The organism is Caulobacter sp. GW821-FHT09A05, from assembly GCF_059418465.1.
This window is the reverse complement of sequence record NZ_JBWKPX010000009.1, coordinates 12370-32078: the sequence shown is the minus strand read 5'-3', so window position 1 is coordinate 32078 and position 19709 is coordinate 12370. Positions and strand designations below refer to the sequence as shown.

The window sequence follows — 19709 nt, the reverse complement described above, 5'->3', positions numbered from 1 at the left end:
CCCTTGGCCGTCGCGCCACGCCCATTTCCCACAATCGGATGAGCGCCTCTGGCGGGGCGGGTTTCGCCCTGGCTGCGAGCCGACGGCGCGCGGTGTGCTTCGGTTGTTCGAAAAAGGTGTCGGCCGACATTCCCGAGCTGACACATATGAAACATCGTTGACTTATAAAAATGAAAACAGATAGCATATGTGAAAGTGACGTCGGTCGACCGGCGTCGAAAAGGGACCCTGGGGAGGGGAGTTGACGTGAAGAATTCGATCCGCACGCGCCGGTTGCTCGTTGCCGGCGCTTCGCTTGGCGCGCTCTGTGCATTGACAGCGTTCGACAGCGCCGCGGCGCAGGATGCGCCCCCCGCGGCCAAGGGCGATCAAGTCGTCGACACCGTGAAGGAAGTGGTCGTCACCGCGCGTCGCCGCGCGCTGCAGAGCGCCATCGAGATCAAGAGGAACGCCGACACGATCGTCGACTCGATCGTCGCCGACGAGGCCGGCAGGCTGCCCGACGCGTCGATCACCGAAGTTCTTCAGCGCGTGTCGGGCGTGTCGATCTCGCGTTTCGTTGGGGCCAACGGCGGCAACACCGCGTTCCAGATCGAAGGCACGGGCGTCACCGTGCGCGGCCTTCCCTTCAATTCGAGCATGCTCAACGGGCGGCAGCTGTTCAGCGCCAACGGCGCGAGCGCCATCAGCTGGAACGAAGTCACGCCCGAGCTGATGGCCGGGGTCGATGTCTACAAGGCGTCGCGCGCCGACCTCGTCGAAGGGGGCGCGTCCTCGATCAACCTTCGCACGCATCAGCCCTTCGACTTCAAGGACACCCAGTTCAACGTCACCGCGGGCGGCAGCTACGGCACCCAGGTGAAGAAGGCTTCGCCCCGCGTCTCCGCCATGTTCTCGAAGCGTTTCGACACCAACATCGGCGAATTTGGCGTGTTGTGGGACCTGGCCTACAGCCGTCTGCACCAGCAGAGCAGCAACCTGCAGGTCGGCGCCATGTTCGGCCAGTGGGTGCCGACCTCCACGCGTGACGACGATCTTGCCTTTGTTCCCAGCTCGTTCAACTGGAACACCAACAAGAGCCAGCGCGACCGATACGGCTTCTATCAGGCCCTTCAGTGGAAGCCGAGTTCGAACCTGACGCTGACCAACAACGTGTTCTTCTCGCAATATATCGAGGATAGTGAGGGGAACAGCGGTAGCGTGGGTTCTAGCCCGTCCGCGGCGTCCGCCGTTATGCCCGTGGTCGGCAGTCCGGTTGAATATGACGCCAATGGCGCCTTCCGGAAAGGGCGCCTCACGGTCGGTTCCACCGGCAATTCGGTGGATTGGGGGAACACGACCGCGAGCGACAGTTTTCGGGCAGCGAACGGCTCCTGGTTCCCCGCCCAGTATATGATCGATTGCGGCGCCACCTATGGCATTCCCGCGTCGACGATTCAGTGGGACTGGTCGCCGGGCGCCGTTCTGGCGCAATGCGGCCCCGCCGGCACGTTCAACCCGAGCGGCGGGGCGACGGCCTCGCACAGCAAGAACTCCACGCTGGATATTTCGCAGAGCTTCGTCTGGACCCCCGGGGACCGGGTGGCCGTGCGTGGCGCCGCGCAATATGTCAGGTCGCGAGCGACCGGGCAGAACATGTTTGTCGCTCTCAATCAGAGCAATCCGCTGGTCACCTCGATGGACGTCGATCTGACGGGGTCGCTGCCGACTTTGTCTGGCCTGCCCACCGCCGCCCTGCTCGATAGGAATAGCGCGTACCTATCCTCGATGGCCTATCATAAACCCAATAACAAGGGGGAGATGGTGGCCGCCAATCTCGACCTTGAATACCGGGTCAGCGACGATGGATTCCTGCGCAGCATCACTGTCGGCGCTCGAACGGCCAACCGCATCGAGAACGACGACAACGTGGGGACCTACTGGGCGCCGCTGGGTCAATCCTGGCTGCAGAACCCGTGGGGGCCGCATCCGGGGGACCCGACGTATGGGCCGGGGAATATTCAATATCTCACCAACTCGAATGTCCGGCAGTCGGACTATGAAGTCTCCACCTTCTCGAATTTCTTCGGCGGGAAAGCGCCCCTTCCGGCGCAGCTTCTCGTCCCCAGCCGATCGCTCTTGCAGAGCTATGACTGGTATCATTTGCTCAAGACGTATAACGGGCAGCCAAGCGACGACGGGCAGCCCCGGACCGCGGATGAGTTTTGGAAAGAGTATATCGATCAGGGCTTGAACAGGACCGATAGCCGCATCGTCAACAAGGCCGTCTATGTCCAGGCCAAGTTCGCGCATGATGGTATCGGATTCGTTCCGGCGTTCTCGGGCAACATCGGCGTTCGTGTATTCCACGAATCTCTGCGGGCGAGCGGTCTGCTGAGGACGGCAAACAGTGCGGAATTCGCCTTGAGCGAAGCGGACAGCACCGCATACTTCAACGCGGAGCAAGGTCTACCGGGCGCTACATTCCCGACGGTCTATGGATTTATTCCACCTGAAGACGGAGAGGATTTTGTTTATACCCCGCAGAACCGCAGCTATAGTTATACGCGGGTTCTGCCTTCGTTTAACATCAAGTTCGACGTAACCGACAAGTTCATCGTGCGCGGTGCGGCGTCGGTGTCGTCTGCTCCGCCGAATCTCAATGACATTCGTGCGGGCGGTTCGATCGGCCCCAGGCAGCTCGAAAACTCCACCAATAGCCAGGCAAAACCGATTCTCACAGGTGTTGTCGTCAACGGCGGGGGCGCCAATCTGAAGCCGACCATGATCACTAGCGAGGATGTGACGTTCGAATTCTATCCGTCGTCGTCCAGCTTCTTCTATGTCGATGTGTTCGCCAAGCAGATCGAGGATCATCCGCAGTTTTATTCTTTCGTCACCAATAATCTTCCCGTTCCGGTGATCGCCTACACCGGTGCTCCGCCCCCAGCCGGCCAGCCGCGAGTCGGGACGCTGACAAGCTTGGATCTTCCGTGGGTCTATATGCAGAATAGAACCGCGACGAAAAAGGCTCATATCAAGGGCTTCGAGATCGGCGGCCGCAAGTTCTTTGACCAACTGCCGGGAGTGTTTCGCGGCCTGGGTATCGAAGGCAACGTGACCTACATCGACAGCAGCAACCCTGCCCAGCAGGCCAACAACGTGTTGACTCCCCCCCCGCCCGGCGGCCTCCAGGAGGGCCTCAATCCGGACGGCACGGTTCCGCAGACCTACTCCAACCTCCCCTATGCCGGGATGTCGAAGTGGGCCTACAATATCCAGTTGCTGTACAGCTACAAGAAGGTCAATTTCCGTCTGGCGTACAACTGGCGCGACAAGGCGCTGCTGTCGACCAACGTCAATCCGCTGTCCTATGCGACGAGCGGCGGCAATCCCTATATACTCAACACTAGCCCGACCAACTTTGACGACGCCCATTCCTATCCCGTGTACAACATGGTTCCAGCCTACATGGCGGCGGCCGGTTACCTGGATATGGGTTTCGACTATAAGTTGACTGAAAAGGTTTCTGTCTCGTTCAACGCGAACAACCTTCTCGACACCAAATCGAAAACCCTTCAGGAGCCCGTGCCTGGCGCGTTCGCGCCCTACGACCATAACGTCAGCGACCGGCGCTACGAGCTCACCGCGCGGATGCGCTTCTAATGGTCTGAATGGGGAAGGGCGCTTCGTCGAGAAGCGCCCTTCCCCTTTTGAATAGGCCGGTTCATGCCCGGTCGCAGGTCACGGGCGCGGCCGGTTGGCGCGTCTTGACCGATATCCAACCCCCGCATAGGCCTGAAACCCATTCGCTGGGCAGGGTGCCGGGTATGTTCATGGCGAGGCATGTTTATGAACAGCGGCCAGCAACAGGAAATCGTCATTCTGGGCGGTGGCGCGGCGGGGTGGATCGCGGCCGCGCTACTGGCCAAGAAGACGGATCGCCATCGGACGCGCATCACTCTGGTCGAGTCCGAGGAGATCGGCATCATCGGCGTCGGCGAGGCCACGGTGCCGCTGTTGGCGCAATGCAACGCCATGCTCGGCATCGATGAATTCGACTTCATTCGCCGCACCCAGGGCACGTTCAAGCTGGGCATTGAATTCTGCGACTGGGGCGTTGCCGGAAACCGCCATTTCCACGCGTTCAGCGACTATGGCCACCCGGTCGAAGGGGTGTCGACCCACCATTACTGGCTGAGAGTGCGGCAATCCGGCGACGACCATCCGATCGATGACTATTCGTTCGCCTACGCCGTCGCGAAGAACAACAAATTCGCCCCGAGCGATCCGCAGAATTCACGCTATCACCACGCCTATCATTTCGATGCGACGCTGTACGCCCGCTATCTGCGGGACGTGGCGACCGAGCTGGGCGTCCAGCGTATCGAAGGCAAGATGACGCACGTCGATCTGGATGGCGAGTCCGGCAATATCGCCGCCATCCATCTCGCCAATGGCGTCACGGTTCCCGGCGACCTGTTCCTGGATTGCACCGGTTTCGCGTCCGAACTGCTGGGAAAGGCGTTGGGCACGCCGTTTGTCGACTGGTCGCGCTGGCTGCTTTGCAACAGCGCCATGGCCGTGCCGTCGAAACGCACCGGCGCGCCCACGCCGTTCACGCGATCCACCGCGCACGCCGGGGGCTGGCGCTGGACCATTCCGCTGCAGCATCGCAGCGGCAATGGCATGGTCTATAGTTCGGATTTCTGGAGCGACGACGCGGCGCGCGAGGCCTTGCTGGGCGATATCGACGGCGAACCGCTGGCCGAGCCGCGGTTGTTCCGCTTCACCTCCGGCCATCGCAAGCAGTTCTGGAACCGCAATTGCGTGGGCATCGGTTTCGCCTCCAATTTCCTCGAACCCCTGGAATCGACCGGGCTGCAGTTGATCGTCATGGGGGTCTTGAAGCTGCTTCGATACTTCCCCGAACGGACCATCGATCCCGTTCTGCGCAACGAATATAACGAGCTCTCCACCCGCGAGATCGAACGCATCCGCGACTTCATCATCGCGCACTATCACCTGTCGCGCCGTCCCGAGGCCTTGTGGTCGGCGTGCCGCGACATGGAGATACCCGACAGCCTTCGGCACAAGCTGGATGTCTGGAACGCCAGCGGACAAGTCGCCCTGAGCGATTCCGAATCCTATATGGAGCCGAGTTGGGTCGCCATCCTGCTGGGCAACGGCGTCGTTCCGGCGCGCTACAACATATCGGCCGATCTCCATCCGTTGGAGCAGATCCGCACGGGCATGAAACTGCGCCGGGAAGAGATCGTGCGTTCGGCGCAGGCGGTCGTTTCGCACCAGGATTTCATCGATCTTTACTGCAAGGCTCCCCAAGCGGCGCCGGCCACGGCCGCGGGGGCCTGATCGCGCAGGCCGGCCGGGCGGGGCCGGAATCGAATCCACCTTCGCCTTCCAAATGGGGCGCTCCAATCGGCTGTTGTGCGGCCTTCAATCGAGCTTTGACACGGAGACCGCTCCAGGTCATTTGTCTGACTAATGCAATGAGAGCGCTGGCGATGGGCCGCGTCGTGGGGGGAGGGCGGTCATGCAGGTCGCTTTGGCGGCCCAGGCCGCAAGGTCAGGCGCAAGGCGAGCGTCAGCGGGACGGCTCCGGCACAGGCTTCCTGACTGCCCGACGGGAGGTTTCGCATGCCGTCCATGAACCGTCGCCGGTTTCTCGCCGCCTCCAGTCTCGCGACCGCGGCTTCCGCCGTCGCAAGCTCGGCCTCCGCCAGCGCGACGTCGGCGAAGCTGGCCGTCGTCGATCTGCGCGCCGAGAACACCGCCGGACTGCTGGGGACGGCGGTGGCCCGGCCGCGCCTGTCCTGGCGGCTGACCGGCTCCGGGCGCGGCCTGGCGCAGACCGCCTATCGGATCCGGGCCGGCGCGAAGCGGAGCGACGTGGCGGCGGGCCTGGCCGATCTCTGGGACAGCGGCCTGGTCGACTCCGACGCCAGCCTGGACATCCGCTTCGGCGGGCCGGACCTGCGCTCGCAGCAGCGGGTCTGGTGGAGCGTCGAGGTCCATGACAACCACGGGCGCGTCGTCGTGTCCGAGCCCGCCTGGTTCGAGGCCGGCCTCACCGGGCCGGACGACTGGCGCGGCCAGTGGCTGGTGGCCGAGGACCCGTTCGCGGCGGCCGACCGGACCGCCGGCGTCGACTGGGTGTGGGCCGGCGACGTGCTGGACGACAAGCCGCGCGCCTATCGGCTGGATTTCGAGGCCCCGCCGACCTTGGTCCGGGCCGAGGTGCTGGTGACGGCCAAGGACGTGCTCCATGCCGTTTGGGCCAACGGCCAGCCGGTTCCCTGGAGCCTGCCGCTCAATCCCAGCTGGGGCGTCCTGCGGCCGGCGCCGATGGCGGTTCGACCGGGGAGGAACTCGCTTTGCCTGCTGGTCTCGCAGCAGACGGGCGACTTCTTCCCGGTGACGGGCGGGGCGGTGGCCAGCCTGATCCGCCTGCACCTCGCCGATGGCTCGGTCCAGCGGATCGGCAGCGGATCGAATTGGAAGGCGGCGGACAGGCCGCCGACGGACTGGACCGAACCTGATTTCGAGCCGAAGGGGTGGACCGCCGCGCGGGTCGTCAACGACCGCGCCAAAACCTATCCTTTGCCCGCCGAGCCGGCTTTGCAGATGCGCACGACGTTTACGCCGGCCAAGCCCGTCGTCGGCGCGCGGCTGTACGCCACCGCCTTGGGCGCCTACGAGGCGTCGATCAACGGCCGGCTGGTCGGCGAAGCGCGGCTGGCCCCCGAGATCAGCGTCGTCGACGACCATCTCTTCTACCAGGTCCACGACGTCGGCGACCTGATCGTCGACGGCGTCAACAGCCTTTGCGCCCTGGTCGGGGACGGCTTCTACGCCAGCGCCTTCACCTGGCACAACCAGCGCTACAGCCTGGGTCCGCCGCCGCGTCGCCTGATGATGCAGCTGCGCCTGGACTTCGCCGACGGAAGCCACGACTGGGTGTCGACCGGCCCCGACTGGCGCGTGGCGGCCTCGCCGATCCTTCAGTCGGAGATCTATAACGGCGAGGTTTATGACGCCCGGCTGGAGGTCCCCGGGTGGGATCTGCCGGATTTCGACGCCAGCGCCTGGGCCGTGGCCAAGGTCGGCGAGGCGCCTCGCGGTCGCCTGGTTCCCCAGACCAGTCCGCGTCTCAAGGCCCAGATGACCCGCATGGCCGAGAAGATCGCCGAGCCCAGGCCCGGCGTGCATGTGTTCGACTTCGGCCAGAATTTCGCGGGCCATGTCCGCCTGAAGGCGCGCGGCGAGGCGGGGCGGTCGGTCACGCTCAAGTTCGCCGAGTACCTGAAGCCCTCGGGGGAGGTCGACCAGGCCAATCTGCGCGAGGCGCTGGCCCGCGACGTCTATACCTTGCGCGGCGATGCGGCCGGCGAAGTCTATGAGCCGCATTTCACCTATCACGGGTTCCGCTACGTCCAGGTCGAGGGTTATCCGGGAAAGCCCTCGGCGACGGACGTCGTGGGCGTGGTGGTCTTCAGCGACTGCGCGCCGACCGGCGAGATGTCGCTGGACAACGCCCTGCTGCAGCAGGTCTGGCAAAACGCGCTCTGGAGCCAGAGATCGAACTTCTTCGGCGTGCCCACCGACTGTCCGCAGCGCGACGAGCGGATGGGGTGGACGGGGGACATCCAGGTTTTTCTCGACGCGGCCGCGTTCAACATGGACGTCGACGCCTTCATCCGTCGCTACCTGGCCGAGGTCCGCGCCGGCCAAAGCCCAAACGGCGCCTATCCCATCGTGACGCCGGCGCCCCGGTCGTTCGGCGAGACGGTCACGGCCGGCTGGTCGGAGGCCGGCGTGATCCTGCCCTGGACCCTGTGGCGGCGCTACGGCGACACCGCGGTCATCGATGAGAACTGGCCGGCGATGACCCGGTGGATGGACTATCTCGGCTCACGCAATCCGGACTTCATCTGGCGCAACGGCCGGGGTTGCGACCTGGGTGACTGGCTCTCGGTCGACGGGACCTGGGCGGGCGACGAGACGACCCCGCGGGTGCTGTGCGCGACGGCCTATTGGGGCCATTGCGCGCGGATCATGGCCGAGATGGCGACGGCGACCGGCCGGAGGGCCGAGGCGGCGCGGCATCGCGATCTGTTCGGCCGTATCAAAAAAGCCTTCGCCGCCCATCTGATGCGTGGCGACGGCGCGGCCGGCAACGGCAGCCAGACCAGCCAGGTCCTGGCGCTTCACTTCGGCCTCGTGCCGGAGGAACATCGGGCGCGTTCGGCCCAGGTGCTCGCCGACGACATCAGACGGCGGGGCATGAAGCTGTCGACGGGTTTCCTCGGAACCCCGTATCTGCTCGACGTGCTGGCCGACGCCGGTCACGACGACGTGGTCGCGGGCCTGCTGCTGCAGACCGGCTATCCCTCATGGGGCTACATGCCGATCAAGGGCGCCACGACGATGTGGGAGCGGTGGAACGGCGACACCGGCGATCTGGCGATGAACAGCTTCAACCACTACGCCTACGGCGCGGTGTGCGGCTTCTACTACCGGCGCCTGGCCGGCATCGCGCCGGCGAGCCCCGGCTTCCGGAGGATCAGGGTCGATCCGCTGTTCCTGCCGCAGGTCGGCGGCGTCAGGGCGTCATACCGATCCAGCCTCGGCCTGATCTCCACCCAGGTGAGCGGCGACGCGGCCGGCTTGTCCGGCCTCAAGCTCACCGTGCCGCCGAACGCGACGGCCGAGGTCCATCTGCCCGGCGCGCGACGCTGGCGGGAAAGCGGCCGGCCAGTTCAGGGACGGACCGACGTCCGGATTCTCGTCGCGACCGGAGACCGGCTGACCTTGGAGGTCGGGGCCGGCGACTACGCGTTCAGTCGCCAGTAGGTCGCGTAGCGCTCGTGCGCGATACGATGGTAGGGGATCAGGCGAACCGGCCGCTGCTCGGCTGACAGGATGGTGAACTCCAGCGGGCGATCCCCGGCGCGCACGCCGTCCGCGATCGTCTCGGGATCGCCGGCCAGGGTCGGCGGGGTAAAGGGCGTGTCGTTGTATTGCCCGTACTTGCGTTCGTTGACGACGATGTCGGCCCCCGGCGACAATCCTTCGCGTCCCAAGGCGCCCGCGAGCACCAGCGGCCCATAGGTGAAGGCGACGATGTCGGGCGCGGCCGGCGCGCTCTGCACGCCCACCTCCATCGTGAGGCGCAGTTCCACTTCGTCGCCGGTTCGCCAGGTGCGGGCAAGCTGGATATAGCCGCCCGGATCGGTCGACCGCAGCGCTTCGGCGCCGTTGACCAGGACGACGGCCTCCCGGCTCCAATGGGGATGGCGCAGCTTCAGCGTGGCGTCCGTCGGCCGCTGCAGCGTCCACCGCAGCTTCGTCGTCGGCGTTTCGGGGAAGGTCGTGGTCTGGGTGAGCACCGCCCCTTTTTCCTTCCACCTGACCGAGGAGGGCGCAAAGAGGTTCACATATATCGAAGCGTCGTCATGGAAGTAGATCGAGTCGCGATACTTGACGTGGTTCTCCATGCCCGTGCCGGTGCAGCACCAGAACGAGTCCTCGGGCGTGTGGTAGAGCTTCATGTAGCCCGGGCGCGCCCCCTGGAAGTAGGTCACCATGCCGGTGTCCGGATCCTGCGAGGCGAGGATGCCGTTGTACAGCGTCCGCTCGTAATAGTCGGCATAGGCCGCTTGCGGGTCGTGCAGGAACATGGCGCGGGTGAGCTTGAGCATGTTGTGCTGGCAGCATGTCTCCGAGCCCTTGGCCGAGAAGACGTGCTCGGCGAAGTTGGCCATCGGGAAGAAATGCTCGTTGTCGCCATGGCCGCCTGTGGCGAAGGAGCGCGTGAGCGCCACTGTCTTCCAGAAGAAGATCGACGCGTCCCGGTATTCGGGCTTCCCCGTGATTTCCCAGACGCGCTGGAAGCCGACGATCTTCGGCAACTGGGTGTTGGCGTGCAGGCCGTCGAGATGGTCACGGCCGGCGGCGAGGGGCGTCATGATCGCCTTCTGCGAGAAGCGTTCCGCCATCTGACGGTAATCGGCGTTGCCGGTCATCGCGTAGAGGTCCGCGAAGACCTCGTTCATGCCGCCGTGCTCCGTTTCGAGCATGGTTTCGAACTGCGCGTCGCTCAGGGGGCGGGTCGCCACCACCGCCCAATCGGCGAATCTCAGCAGCACGGCGCGCGCCGTGTCGCTGTCGGTCAGGACCACGGCGTCGCGCAGACCGGCATACACCTTGTGCAGCGTGTACCAGGGCACCCCGGTGATCTTCTCGCCGCGCAGATGCGCCGTGACCAGGGCCGGTCCGTCCGGGAAGGCGCAGACCAGCCCCGTGTTCGCCGCCTTCTGGCACTCGGCCAGTTCGCGGGCGATGTATTCGGTCCTGGCCTTGAACCTTTGGTCGCCGGTCGAGCGGTAGGTGAGGGAGCACGCGGACAGATAGTGTCCGAGCGTGTGGCCATGGCAGTTGATCTGGGCCCAGGTGGGCTCCGACTCCCAGCCGCCATAGACCGGCGCCTTGGGCTTGAGTCCCGCATTGACCCGGAAATTGTGCAGCATGCGATCGGGCTGCAGCGCGAGCAGATAGGCCTCGGTCTTGCGCTGCGCATGCAGGAACGGGCCGTCATCCAGGGTCACGTCCGCCAGATCGAAGGGCCGCAGCCTCGCCGTCGGTTGCCCTGTCGTCCGCGCCGAAGCCGCCCCGGCCCCGAAGACCGGGAAACTCGCCATCAGCGCGCCCGTCCCGGCGCCCGCCAGGAAAGCTCGGCGCGAGCGGCCCACGCGGCGTTCGTCGGTCATCGTTAAACCCCTAATGCTCATGTTCGTATTGTCTGAGTTATGATAGTGCAGCCTGGTTACGAGACGAAGCGCCTAAGTGCGCCTGGCGATCGTCGTGGACGAGCGCCTGCCCGTTCCTGAGCGATCGTGGCGACCCGCGGGGCGGTCGCCGCCTCTTCGTGCCAGGATATTTTCATTAGCACCACGAGCTTTCACTTGTAAATTTCGAAGGGGCAGATTCGGGGGCGGGGCCTCTGTGTGATCCGTTCACGGAGCTTCCGCGACCAGGCTTCGGGCGCCGATCAGGCCTGCTGGGCCAGGGCCTTGCCGATGGATCGGCGGACGCCGTCGTCGCCGCGCGGCTGAGACGGCCTGGTCGCCAAGGCGCGTCCGCCGGTCGCCGAAAAAAGATGAAGCGGGGTGAGGTCTTTCGGATTCTCGGACTCTAGCCCTACGGTATTCCCCGTCTGGAGGATTCATGACGTCCGATCCTCTCAAGGCGCCATCGCCATCGGCGGCGCTGGATCTGTTGGCCTATGAACCCGGTCTGCGGCGCTATTTCCGGCGTCGCGCGCCGGGAGGGCAGGTCGACGACCTGGTGCAGGAGGTCTTCGCGCGCTTGCTAAACCTGCGCGATCCGGCGGCGGTGCAGGATCTGGAGCGGTACATCTTCGTCGTGGCCGCCAGCGTCCTGTCGCGCCAGCATCGACGGAGCCCGCCCTGGCAGGCGATCGACGATCTCGAAGCCTTCGCGGCGCGCGACGAGGTGACTCCCGAACGCTCACTGATCGGCAAACAGGGCGTCGAGGCCATGCTTTCGGTTCTCGACGATCTGCCAGCCCGCACGCGCCACGTCTTTCTGCTGCACCGCTTCGAGGAAATGACCTACCAGCGCATCGCGAGGGAGCTGGGCGTTTCGGTCAGCGCGGTCGAGAAGCACATGATGGCGGCCCTGAAGGCCTTGTTCCTTCGTGAAGGGCGCGATCGATGAACGCGGTCCTGCAAGATCGAGCCGGTGAGATCGCCCAGTGGTTCGCCCGCCGTCGCGCCGGCCCCCTCACGCCCGACGACCAGATGGCGTTCCAGACCTGGCTGGATGCGGACCCGGCTAACCGCGAGGCGTTCGAGGCGGCCGCGTACCTGTGGGGCGACCTCGACGGCCTGAGGGCCGATCCGCGCCTGATGCGCCTGCGCGAAGAGGCCAGGGGCGCCCTCGGCCGACGCCGGACGCGCCGCGTGATCGGGGCGATCGCCGCCTGTGTCGCGCTGGCCGTGGGCGGCGTGGCGGCCTGGCAGGGCGCGCGCTACCTGTCCGGCCTGGTCGCGCCTCAGCCGACCCGCTATGCGACGCGGGTGGGCCAGACGATGAGCGTCAGCTTGCCGGACGGCAGCCTGGCCGTGCTGGACACCAATTCCGAACTGCGGGCCTGGGCGCCGGGCAAGACGCGACGGCTCGAACTGGTCCGGGGGCGGGCCTTCTTCAAGGTGGCCAAGGATGGCCTCCATCCATTCGTCGTGCGGGCCGGCGACCACAGCGTGACGGCGCTGGGCACCCAGTTCGACGTCGATCTGCGTCCCGCCAGCTTCAAGGTCGTGCTTTCGGAAGGGCGGGTGCGGGTCAAGTCCGACCGTCCGATGGCCGGCGCGGCCAGCGCGGTCGACATGAACGCCGGCTACCAGCTGGTCGCCCGCGACGGCGGCGACTGGAATCTTTCGCGCGCCGACACCCGCGGCGCCGAGGGCTGGGTTTCAGGCCGCCTGGTGTTCGACGACGCGCCGCTGGGCGTGATCGCCGCCGAACTCGGCCGCTATTCCACCACGCCGATCACGGTGGCGCCCGAGGTGGCCGGCCAACGGATGAGCGCGGTGTTGCCGGCCAAGGATCCGGAAGCCTTCATCGCCTCGGCCGAAGCCCTGGGTCTGGCGCGTCGCGCGCCGGGCGCGGGCTACGCTCTGACGGCGCCTTGAGGAGAGGCTTGAACTTTTTTTGCTTCCGCCGCTGAGGTGTTTCGTCAGGGGCGGCTCTAACCCTGAAACGGCAGCGAACATGCCGTGGGGAGGAGCAGGACAATGACGCACCACGCGAGGGGCGGCCTGACGCCGTGGCTGATGGGAGGCGCCGCCCTGGCGCTGATCGCGACCGCGGCGCACGGCGAGGAACGCAGCTACCACATCAAGGCCCAGGACCTGGGCCGGGCGCTCAAGGAGTTCGGGTTGCAGAGCGGCCGTCCGATCTCGTTCACCGAGGACCGCGTGCGAGGCCTGCGGTCCAGCGCGGTGGTCGGCGTCTATGACGACGAGGCGGCGCTGCGCCGCCTGCTGCAGGGCGCCAACCTGACCTTCGTGCGCGCCCAGAACGGCTTCGCCGTCGTACGAGCCGACGCGCCCGGAGTGATCCGGGTGGCCGGCCAGAGCGTCGCCGCGCCGGCCTCGGCGCCCGCCCAGGTTCGGGCCGAGGCCGCGGCCGAACCGATCGCGGTGGAAGAAGTCGTCGTCACCGCCCAGCGTCGCGCCGAGACGGTGCAGTCCGTGCCGCTGGCCGTGTCGGCCGCGACGGGCGAAGCCCTCGCCAAGCAGGGCATAAAGAACATTGTCGACCTGTCGGCCCAGGCCCCCAGCCTGCAGATCAGCAACGGCGGCGGCGGCAACGCCCAGGTGTTCATGCGCGGCGTGGGCAGCACCAACACCACCGTGGTCGGCGACCCGGCCGTGGCCGTGCATGTCGACGGCATCTACGTCTCGCGCGCCAACGCGATCAGCGGGGCGTTCTACGACCTGGACCGTGTCGAGGTCGTGCGCGGTCCGCAGGGCACGCTGTACGGCCGCAACGCCACGGCCGGGGCGATCAACATCATCACCAACGCGCCCAAGCACGACTACCAGGGCGCGCTCGACGTCGAGGTGGGCAACTACGCCGCCCTGACCACCTCGGGCATGGTCAACCTGCCGCTGGGCGAGGCCCTGGCCGTGCGCGCGGCCTTCCAGACCAGTCGCCACGACGGCTACCTGAAGGCGGTGAACAAGGGGCCGGGCACGGGCGGCAACGACCGCAACGACCAGGACGACACCGCGTACCGCCTGTCGGCGCTCTACCAGCCCAACGAGAAGCTGAAGGTGCTGTTGCGCGGCGACTACCTGCATCGCGGCGGAGCCGGCTTCGTCGACGTGGCCTACCCGCTGGAAACCGGCGACCCCTACGCGGCCAACGCCAGGGTCAACACCTCGCAGGACAACACGTTCAGGAACGTCACGCTCGAAGCCAGCTACGACTTCGACTGGGCGACCCTGACCTACCTGGCCGGACATCGCGACGTCGACGTCAATACGGTCACCGAGAACATGGCGTCGGACAACCACCGTCCGACCTATCAGTCGCAGGACAACTGGAGCGAATCCCAGGAACTGCGCCTGGGCGCGGACAGCGGCAGGCTCAAGTGGGTGGCCGGCCTCTATTCCTTCATGGAGAAGAGCGCGACCGACACCCGCATCCTGCAGGCCAACGGCAACTACCTGGCGTTCTTCCAGCCGTACATCTTCTCGCGTTCGGCGGCGGCCTTCGGTCAGGCGACCTATTCGGTGACCGACCAACTGCGGATCACCGCCGGCGCGCGCTACACCCACGACCACAAGGGGCGCAGCGGCAACACCTTCCTGCTGAGACCCGACTTCTCGATCCTGTCCCTGGTCGTGCGCAACCTGTCGGACGAGACCTGGAACGCCACGAACTGGAAGCTGGGCGTCGACTACGACATCAGCCCGACCTCGATGCTCTACGCCCAGGCCTCGACCGGCTACAAGGCCGGCGGCTATTTCGACGGCCTGCCGCCGAACGCCTACGCGCCCGAGCACATCACCGCCTACGAGGTCGGTTCCAAGAACCGGTTCTTCGATCGGCGCCTGCGGCTGAACGTGGCCGGGTTCTACAATGCCTACCGGGACCTGCAGGTCTCGGCGGTCGAGAACATCGCCGGCCAGAACGCCCTGGTCACCCGCAACGCCGGCAAGGCGGTGATCTACGGCGTCGAGGTCGAGAGCGACTTCAAGCTCACCCGCGCGGATTCCGTCGATCTGACCCTGTCCTGGCTGCACGGTCGCTACGACACCTTCACCCTGCCGCTGGGCGACCCGTTCGTGAACAACGCGGCCAACGCGACGACGTCGCACTGCTACACGGCCGACTACACCAAACCCTCGCCGCGGGCGGGTGATTTCTCGGGTTGCCACATGGCGCGAACGCCTGACTGGAGCATCACCGTCGGCTACGCCCACACCTTCGAGCTCGCCAATGGCGCGAACCTGACTGGACGGATCCAGAGCCACTACGAAAGCGCCAAGGACCTGGAGTTCCACGGGTTCGCCGCCAACCGCCAGGGCGCCTTCACCAAGACCGATCTGAGCCTGACCTACGCCAGCGAGAACGGTCGCTGGTCGCTGATGGCCTATGTGCGCAACCTTGAGGACGAGGCGGTGAAGACCAATTCGAACTCCAACGCCACGACCGGGGTCTCGACCAACGGCACGGCCTTCTACGCCCCGCCGCGCCTCTACGGCATGCGGCTGTCGGCGAAGTTCAACTGACGGGGAGGGCGCCCGTCCTTGGACGGGCGCCTCGACCGCCTTCCAGATTTCGAGGCGTATATGAGCAAGAGATGGCTGATCGGCGTCGCGGCGCTGGCGCTGGCCGGACCGGTCCAGGCGGGCGAGGTGAGCGGCAAGGTCACCGGACCCGGCGGCGCGCCGGTGGCCGGCGCCCGGGTGGTGATCAACGACCTGCTGCGCGGGGACGCCACCGAACGCGACGGCGCCTTCGATCTGCCGCGCCTGCCGGGCGGCGAGTACGAGGTCTCGGTCACGGCCCTGGGCCTGGCCAGCCAGACCCGGCGGGTCAGCGTGCCCCAGGACGGCGTGGCGCGGCTGGACGTCCAACTGGCGCCGAACACGGCCCTGGCCAGGGAAGCGGCCCTGAACGCCGAGCCCGCGCCCGAGCACCTGGCCCAGAAGCAGGCCTATCTGAACGCCATCAAGCCGACCGCCGCGCGCAAGCCCAACATCGTGGTGCTGTTGTTCGACGACCTGGGCTACGGCGACCTGTCGTCCTACGGCAACCAGCTGATCAAGACGCCCAACATCGACGCCCTGGCGACCAGGGGCGTGAAGCTGACCCAGTTCTATTCGGGCTCGCCGGTGTGCACGCCCTCGCGGGCGGCGCTGCTGACCGGCCGCTATCCGACCCGCTCGCGGTCGGCCAACCACGTGTTCTTCCCCAGCGACAATCCGATGGCCCAGATCCGGCGTTCGGCCGGCTACGCCAACGCCATCCCCGCCGACGAGATCCTGCTGCCGGAGGTGCTGTCGCGCGCCGGCTATCGCACCGGCGCCTTCGGCAAGTGGCACCTGGGCGACACGGCGGGGCATCGTCCGACCGACCTGGGCTTCCAGACCTATTTCGGGGTCCTCTACAGCAACGACATGAGCCCGTTGTCGATCTATCGCGGGAACAGCGTCGACACGCCGCCGGACAAGACCGACCAGCGCACCCTGACCGAACGGTTCACCGACGAGGCGATCGGCTTCATGCGCGCCAGCGCCGGCCAGCCGTTCTTCGCCTATGTGCCCTTCACCGCGCCGCACCTGCCGCACTATCCCAACCCCAAGCATCAGGGGGTGTCGGAGGGCGGGACCTATGGCGACGTGGTCGAGGACCTGGACGACAATGTCGGCCGGATCCTGCGCGCCCTGGACGAACTGAAGATCGCCGACGACACCATCGTCATCGTCACCAGCGACAATGGCGGCGACCAGGCCGGCAGCGTCGGCGCCCTGCGCGGCCGCAAGGGCGAGACCTTCGAGGGCGGCATGCGCGTGCCGTGCTTCGTGGTCTGGCCGGGGCGCGCCAGGCCGGGCGCCGTCAGCGACGCCATGGCGATGAACATCGACCTCTTTCCGACCTTGCTGGCGGCCTTGGGCGTTCCGCTGCCGAAGGACCGCGCGATCGACGGTCGCGACATGGCCGGCCTGCTGTCGGGCGGCGCCTCGCCCCATGACTACCTCTACTATGTCACCGCCTTTTCGGGCGAGTTCCAGGCGGTCCGGGACACCCAGTTCAAGTACCGCGAGATGCTGTCGGAGAAGTGGCCGCTGGCCCCGGCCGGGACGCCCCTGCCGCACGGCGCGGGACCGGCGCTCTATCGCATCACCGGCGATAACGAATCCCACGACGTCAGCGCCAAACACCCCGACGAGGCCAGGCGCCTGTCCGAGCGCCTGGCCGCCTTCCGCGCCGAGGCGCAGGCCAATCCACGCGGCTGGACCGCCCAGGAGACGCAGCCATGAAATCCCTGCTTTCGATCTTGCGCGCGGTTGGCGTGATGCTGCTGGCCGCCGCCTGGGCGGGCGTCGCCCGCGCCGAACCGCCGCCACCCACGCGGCCGAACATCGTCTTCGTGCTGGTCGACGACCTGCGCTACGACGCCCTGGGGTTCCTGACGCCGGGCCTGCGCACGCCCAACATCGATTTCCTGGCCCGCAACGGCGTCTACTTCCCCAATGCGGTGGTGACCTCGTCGCTCTGCTCGCCCAGCCGCGCGACCATCCTGACGGGGATGACCGCCCGCAACCACGGGGTCGTCGACAACAACAACTCGTCCGAGGTCGGCCTGACCTTCTTTCCCAGGTACCTCCAGGACGCGGGCTACCAGACCGCCTTCATCGGCAAGTGGCACATGGGCGACGCCAGCGACGGACCGCGGCCGGGCTTCAACCGGTGGATCAGCTTCCTGGGGCAGGGGAACTACTTGCCGACCGACGGCCTGACGCCCCAGCAGGTCGCGGCGGGTCAGCGCAACCTGCTCAATGTCGATGGCCGGCGCGTGGCCCAGAAGGGCTACATCACCGACGAGCTGAGCGACTACGCCCTGGATTGGCTGGAACAGGGCCGCGACAGGTCCAAGCCGTTCTTCCTCTATCTTTCGCACAAGGCCGTGCACTCCGACGTCAAGGCGCCCGAGCGCTACGCCGACCAATACAGGGATCTTGACATCAAGCTGCCGGCCAGCATGGCCGACACGCCCGAGAACAATCGCGGCAAGCCGATGTGGGTGCGCAACCAGCGCAACAGCTGGCACGGCGTCGACTTCTTCTACAACCAGGATCGGCCGCTGAAGGACTATATGCGCGAGTACTATCGCGGCCTCAGCCCCGTGGACGACAGCGTCGGGCGCATCCTGAAGTACCTGCGTGACAACCACCTGGAGGAGAACACGATCATCGTGTTCTTCAGCGACAACGGCTTCCAGTTCGGCGAGCACGGCCTGATCGACAAGCGCGACGCCTACGAGGCCTCGATCCGCGTGCCGATGGTCGCCTACGCCCCGGGCCGGTTCCCCAAGGGCGCGGTGATCCAGAGCCGCGTGCGCAATCTCGACCTGGCCCCGACCTTCCTGGACGCGGCCGGCGCGCCACGGCCGGCGCAGTTCGAGGGCAAGAGCGTGCTTCCCCTGGCCACGGGCAAGGTCAAGCCCGAGGATTGGAAGGCGGACGACTTCATCTACGAGTATTATTGGGAGTGGACCTTCCCCCAGACCCCGACCACCTTCGCCATCGAGCGCGGCCGGATGAAGTACATCCAGTACCATGGCGTCTGGGACCTGGATGAGCTGTATGACCTGGCCAAGGATCCGGACGAGATGAACAACCTCATCGACGACCCGGCCTATCTCCAGACCAAGGTCGAGCTGCGCAAGGCGCTGTTTCAGCAGCTGTCCAACGCCAAGGGCCAGAGGGTGGTGCCGTTCACCGAGCGCACCAGCCAGGGGCAGGTGTTCCGCAGCCTGGCCGGCGCCAAAGCCGCCGAGTTCCCGGAGACCTGGCTGCGGCCGGCCAATCCGGTCGACCGCTTCAACGGACTGTTCCCCGACTCGCCAGCCAAGCTCGAGGCCGAGCGCAAGGGCGAGCCCTACTTTCCGCGCCACTAGCCGCGCCGCCGGGAGATTGCGATGGGCCAGGTCGTGGCGATGGACGAGACACGAACGGCGGGCATGGTCCGGATCGACGGCGCGACCTTCGCCATGGGCTCGACGCGCTTCTATCCGGAAGAGGCGCCGGTCCGGCGGGTGCGCGTGGACGGGTTCTGGATCGACGCGACGCCGGTGACCAATCGCCAGTTCGCCGCGTTCGTCCGGGCCACCGGCCACGTCACCGACGCCGAGATCGCGCCCGATCCGCGCGACTATCCGGGCATGCCGCCCGAGATGGCCAGGGCCGGCTCGCTGGTCTTCCAGCCGCCGAAGGGGCCGGTCTCGTTGGACGCGCCGCTGTCGTGGTGGTCCTTCACCTTCGGCGCCCACTGGCGAAAGCCCTACGGCAAGGGCAGTTCGGTCCTTGGCCTGCAGGACCACCCGGTGGTGCACGTCTCGCACCGCGACGCCGAGGCCTACGCCCTGTGGGCGGGCAAGGCGCTGCCGAGCGAGGCCGAGTGGGAACTGGCCGCGCGGGGCGGCCTGGACGGGGCCGAGTTCGCCTGGGGCGACGAGCTAGCCCCCGGCGGCAAGATGATGTGCAACTATTGGCAGGGCGCGTTTCCGGCGCGGAACCTGCGCCTGGACGGTTTCGAGCGGACCTCGCCGGTGAAGCGCTTCCCGGCCAACGGCTACGGCGTCCACGACATGATCGGCAATGTCTGGGAGTGGACCTCGGACTGGTGGTCGCTGCCGAGCCCCAAGGCGCCCGGCTGCTGTCCGCCCGTCAATCCGCGCGGCGGGACGCCGGAAGCCAGCCTCGATCCCGCCCAGCCGCAGGCGCCCCAGCCGCGCAAGGTTCTGAAGGGCGGCTCGCACCTGTGCGCCGAGAATTACTGCCAGCGCTACCGACCCGCCGCGCGCATCCCGCAGACGGTCGAGAGCGCCACCAGCCATATCGGCTTCCGCTGTGTCGTGCGAGATCCCGCGCCGACCTGAGACCTTC

10 protein-coding genes are annotated in these 19709 nt (G+C 66.6%); 9 read left to right on the top strand and 1 reads right to left on the bottom strand.

Annotation, left to right across the window (positions count from 1 at the left end; all coding sequences use genetic code 11):
• Nucleotides 1–246 precede the first annotated feature (246 nt).
• From AC07NX_RS10645 to AC07NX_RS10635, 3 genes are all read left to right on the top strand, one after another.
• Nucleotides 247–3645: a TonB-dependent receptor gene (locus AC07NX_RS10645; RefSeq protein WP_494641647.1), complete on the top strand. Its 3399-nt coding sequence runs from the start codon at nt 247–249 to the stop codon at nt 3643–3645.
• A gap of 186 nt (nt 3646–3831) precedes the next feature.
• Nucleotides 3832–5352, top strand: a complete 1521-nt coding sequence (locus tag AC07NX_RS10640; RefSeq protein ID WP_494641645.1) for a tryptophan halogenase family protein — start codon at nt 3832–3834, stop codon at nt 5350–5352.
• A 285-nt stretch (nt 5353–5637) separates the two neighbouring features.
• Entirely contained in the window at nt 5638–8853 is a 3216-nt protein-coding gene (locus tag AC07NX_RS10635; protein WP_494641643.1) for a family 78 glycoside hydrolase catalytic domain, read from the top strand.
• On the opposite strand, the gene AC07NX_RS10630 is transcribed toward AC07NX_RS10635, so the two are convergent.
• Nucleotides 8832–10769, bottom strand: coding sequence for a glycoside hydrolase family 127 protein (locus AC07NX_RS10630; protein WP_494641641.1), 1938 nt, complete (start codon nt 10767–10769; stop codon nt 8832–8834). The two genes, AC07NX_RS10635 and AC07NX_RS10630, sit on opposite strands and share 22 nt — an antisense overlap.
• A gap of 457 nt (nt 10770–11226) precedes the next feature.
• On the opposite strand from AC07NX_RS10630, the gene AC07NX_RS10625 reads away from it, so the two are divergent.
• The 6 genes from AC07NX_RS10625 to AC07NX_RS10600 all read left to right on the top strand — a co-directional run bounded on the left by AC07NX_RS10625 (nt 11227) and on the right by AC07NX_RS10600 (nt 19702).
• Nucleotides 11227–11739 carry an RNA polymerase sigma factor gene (locus AC07NX_RS10625; protein ID WP_494641639.1) on the top strand — a complete coding sequence of 171 codons (513 nt, stop codon included), beginning with the start codon at nt 11227–11229 and terminating at the stop codon, nt 11737–11739.
• Entirely contained in the window at nt 11736–12716 is a 981-nt protein-coding gene (locus AC07NX_RS10620; RefSeq protein WP_494641637.1) for a FecR family protein, read from the top strand. Before AC07NX_RS10625 ends, AC07NX_RS10620 begins: the two co-directional genes overlap by 4 nt.
• Before the next feature lie 102 nt (nt 12717–12818).
• The gene (locus tag AC07NX_RS10615) at nt 12819–15326 is read left to right on the top strand and encodes a TonB-dependent receptor (RefSeq protein ID WP_494641635.1); all 2508 of its coding nucleotides are present in this window, start codon (nt 12819–12821) and stop codon (nt 15324–15326) included.
• Nucleotides 15327–15386: 60 nt separating this feature from the next.
• Nucleotides 15387–17081 carry a sulfatase-like hydrolase/transferase gene (locus tag AC07NX_RS10610; RefSeq protein WP_494641633.1) on the top strand — a complete coding sequence of 565 codons (1695 nt, stop codon included), beginning with the start codon at nt 15387–15389 and terminating at the stop codon, nt 17079–17081.
• Nucleotides 17078–18721, top strand: coding sequence for a sulfatase family protein (locus tag AC07NX_RS10605; RefSeq protein ID WP_494641631.1), 1644 nt, complete (start codon nt 17078–17080; stop codon nt 18719–18721). Before AC07NX_RS10610 ends, AC07NX_RS10605 begins: the two co-directional genes overlap by 4 nt.
• 21 nt (nt 18722–18742) lie before the next feature.
• Nucleotides 18743–19702 (top strand): formylglycine-generating enzyme family protein, encoded by a 960-nt coding sequence (locus tag AC07NX_RS10600; RefSeq protein WP_494641629.1) that lies wholly within the window; start codon nt 18743–18745, stop codon nt 19700–19702.
• The last annotated feature ends 7 nt before the right edge of the window (nt 19703–19709 follow it).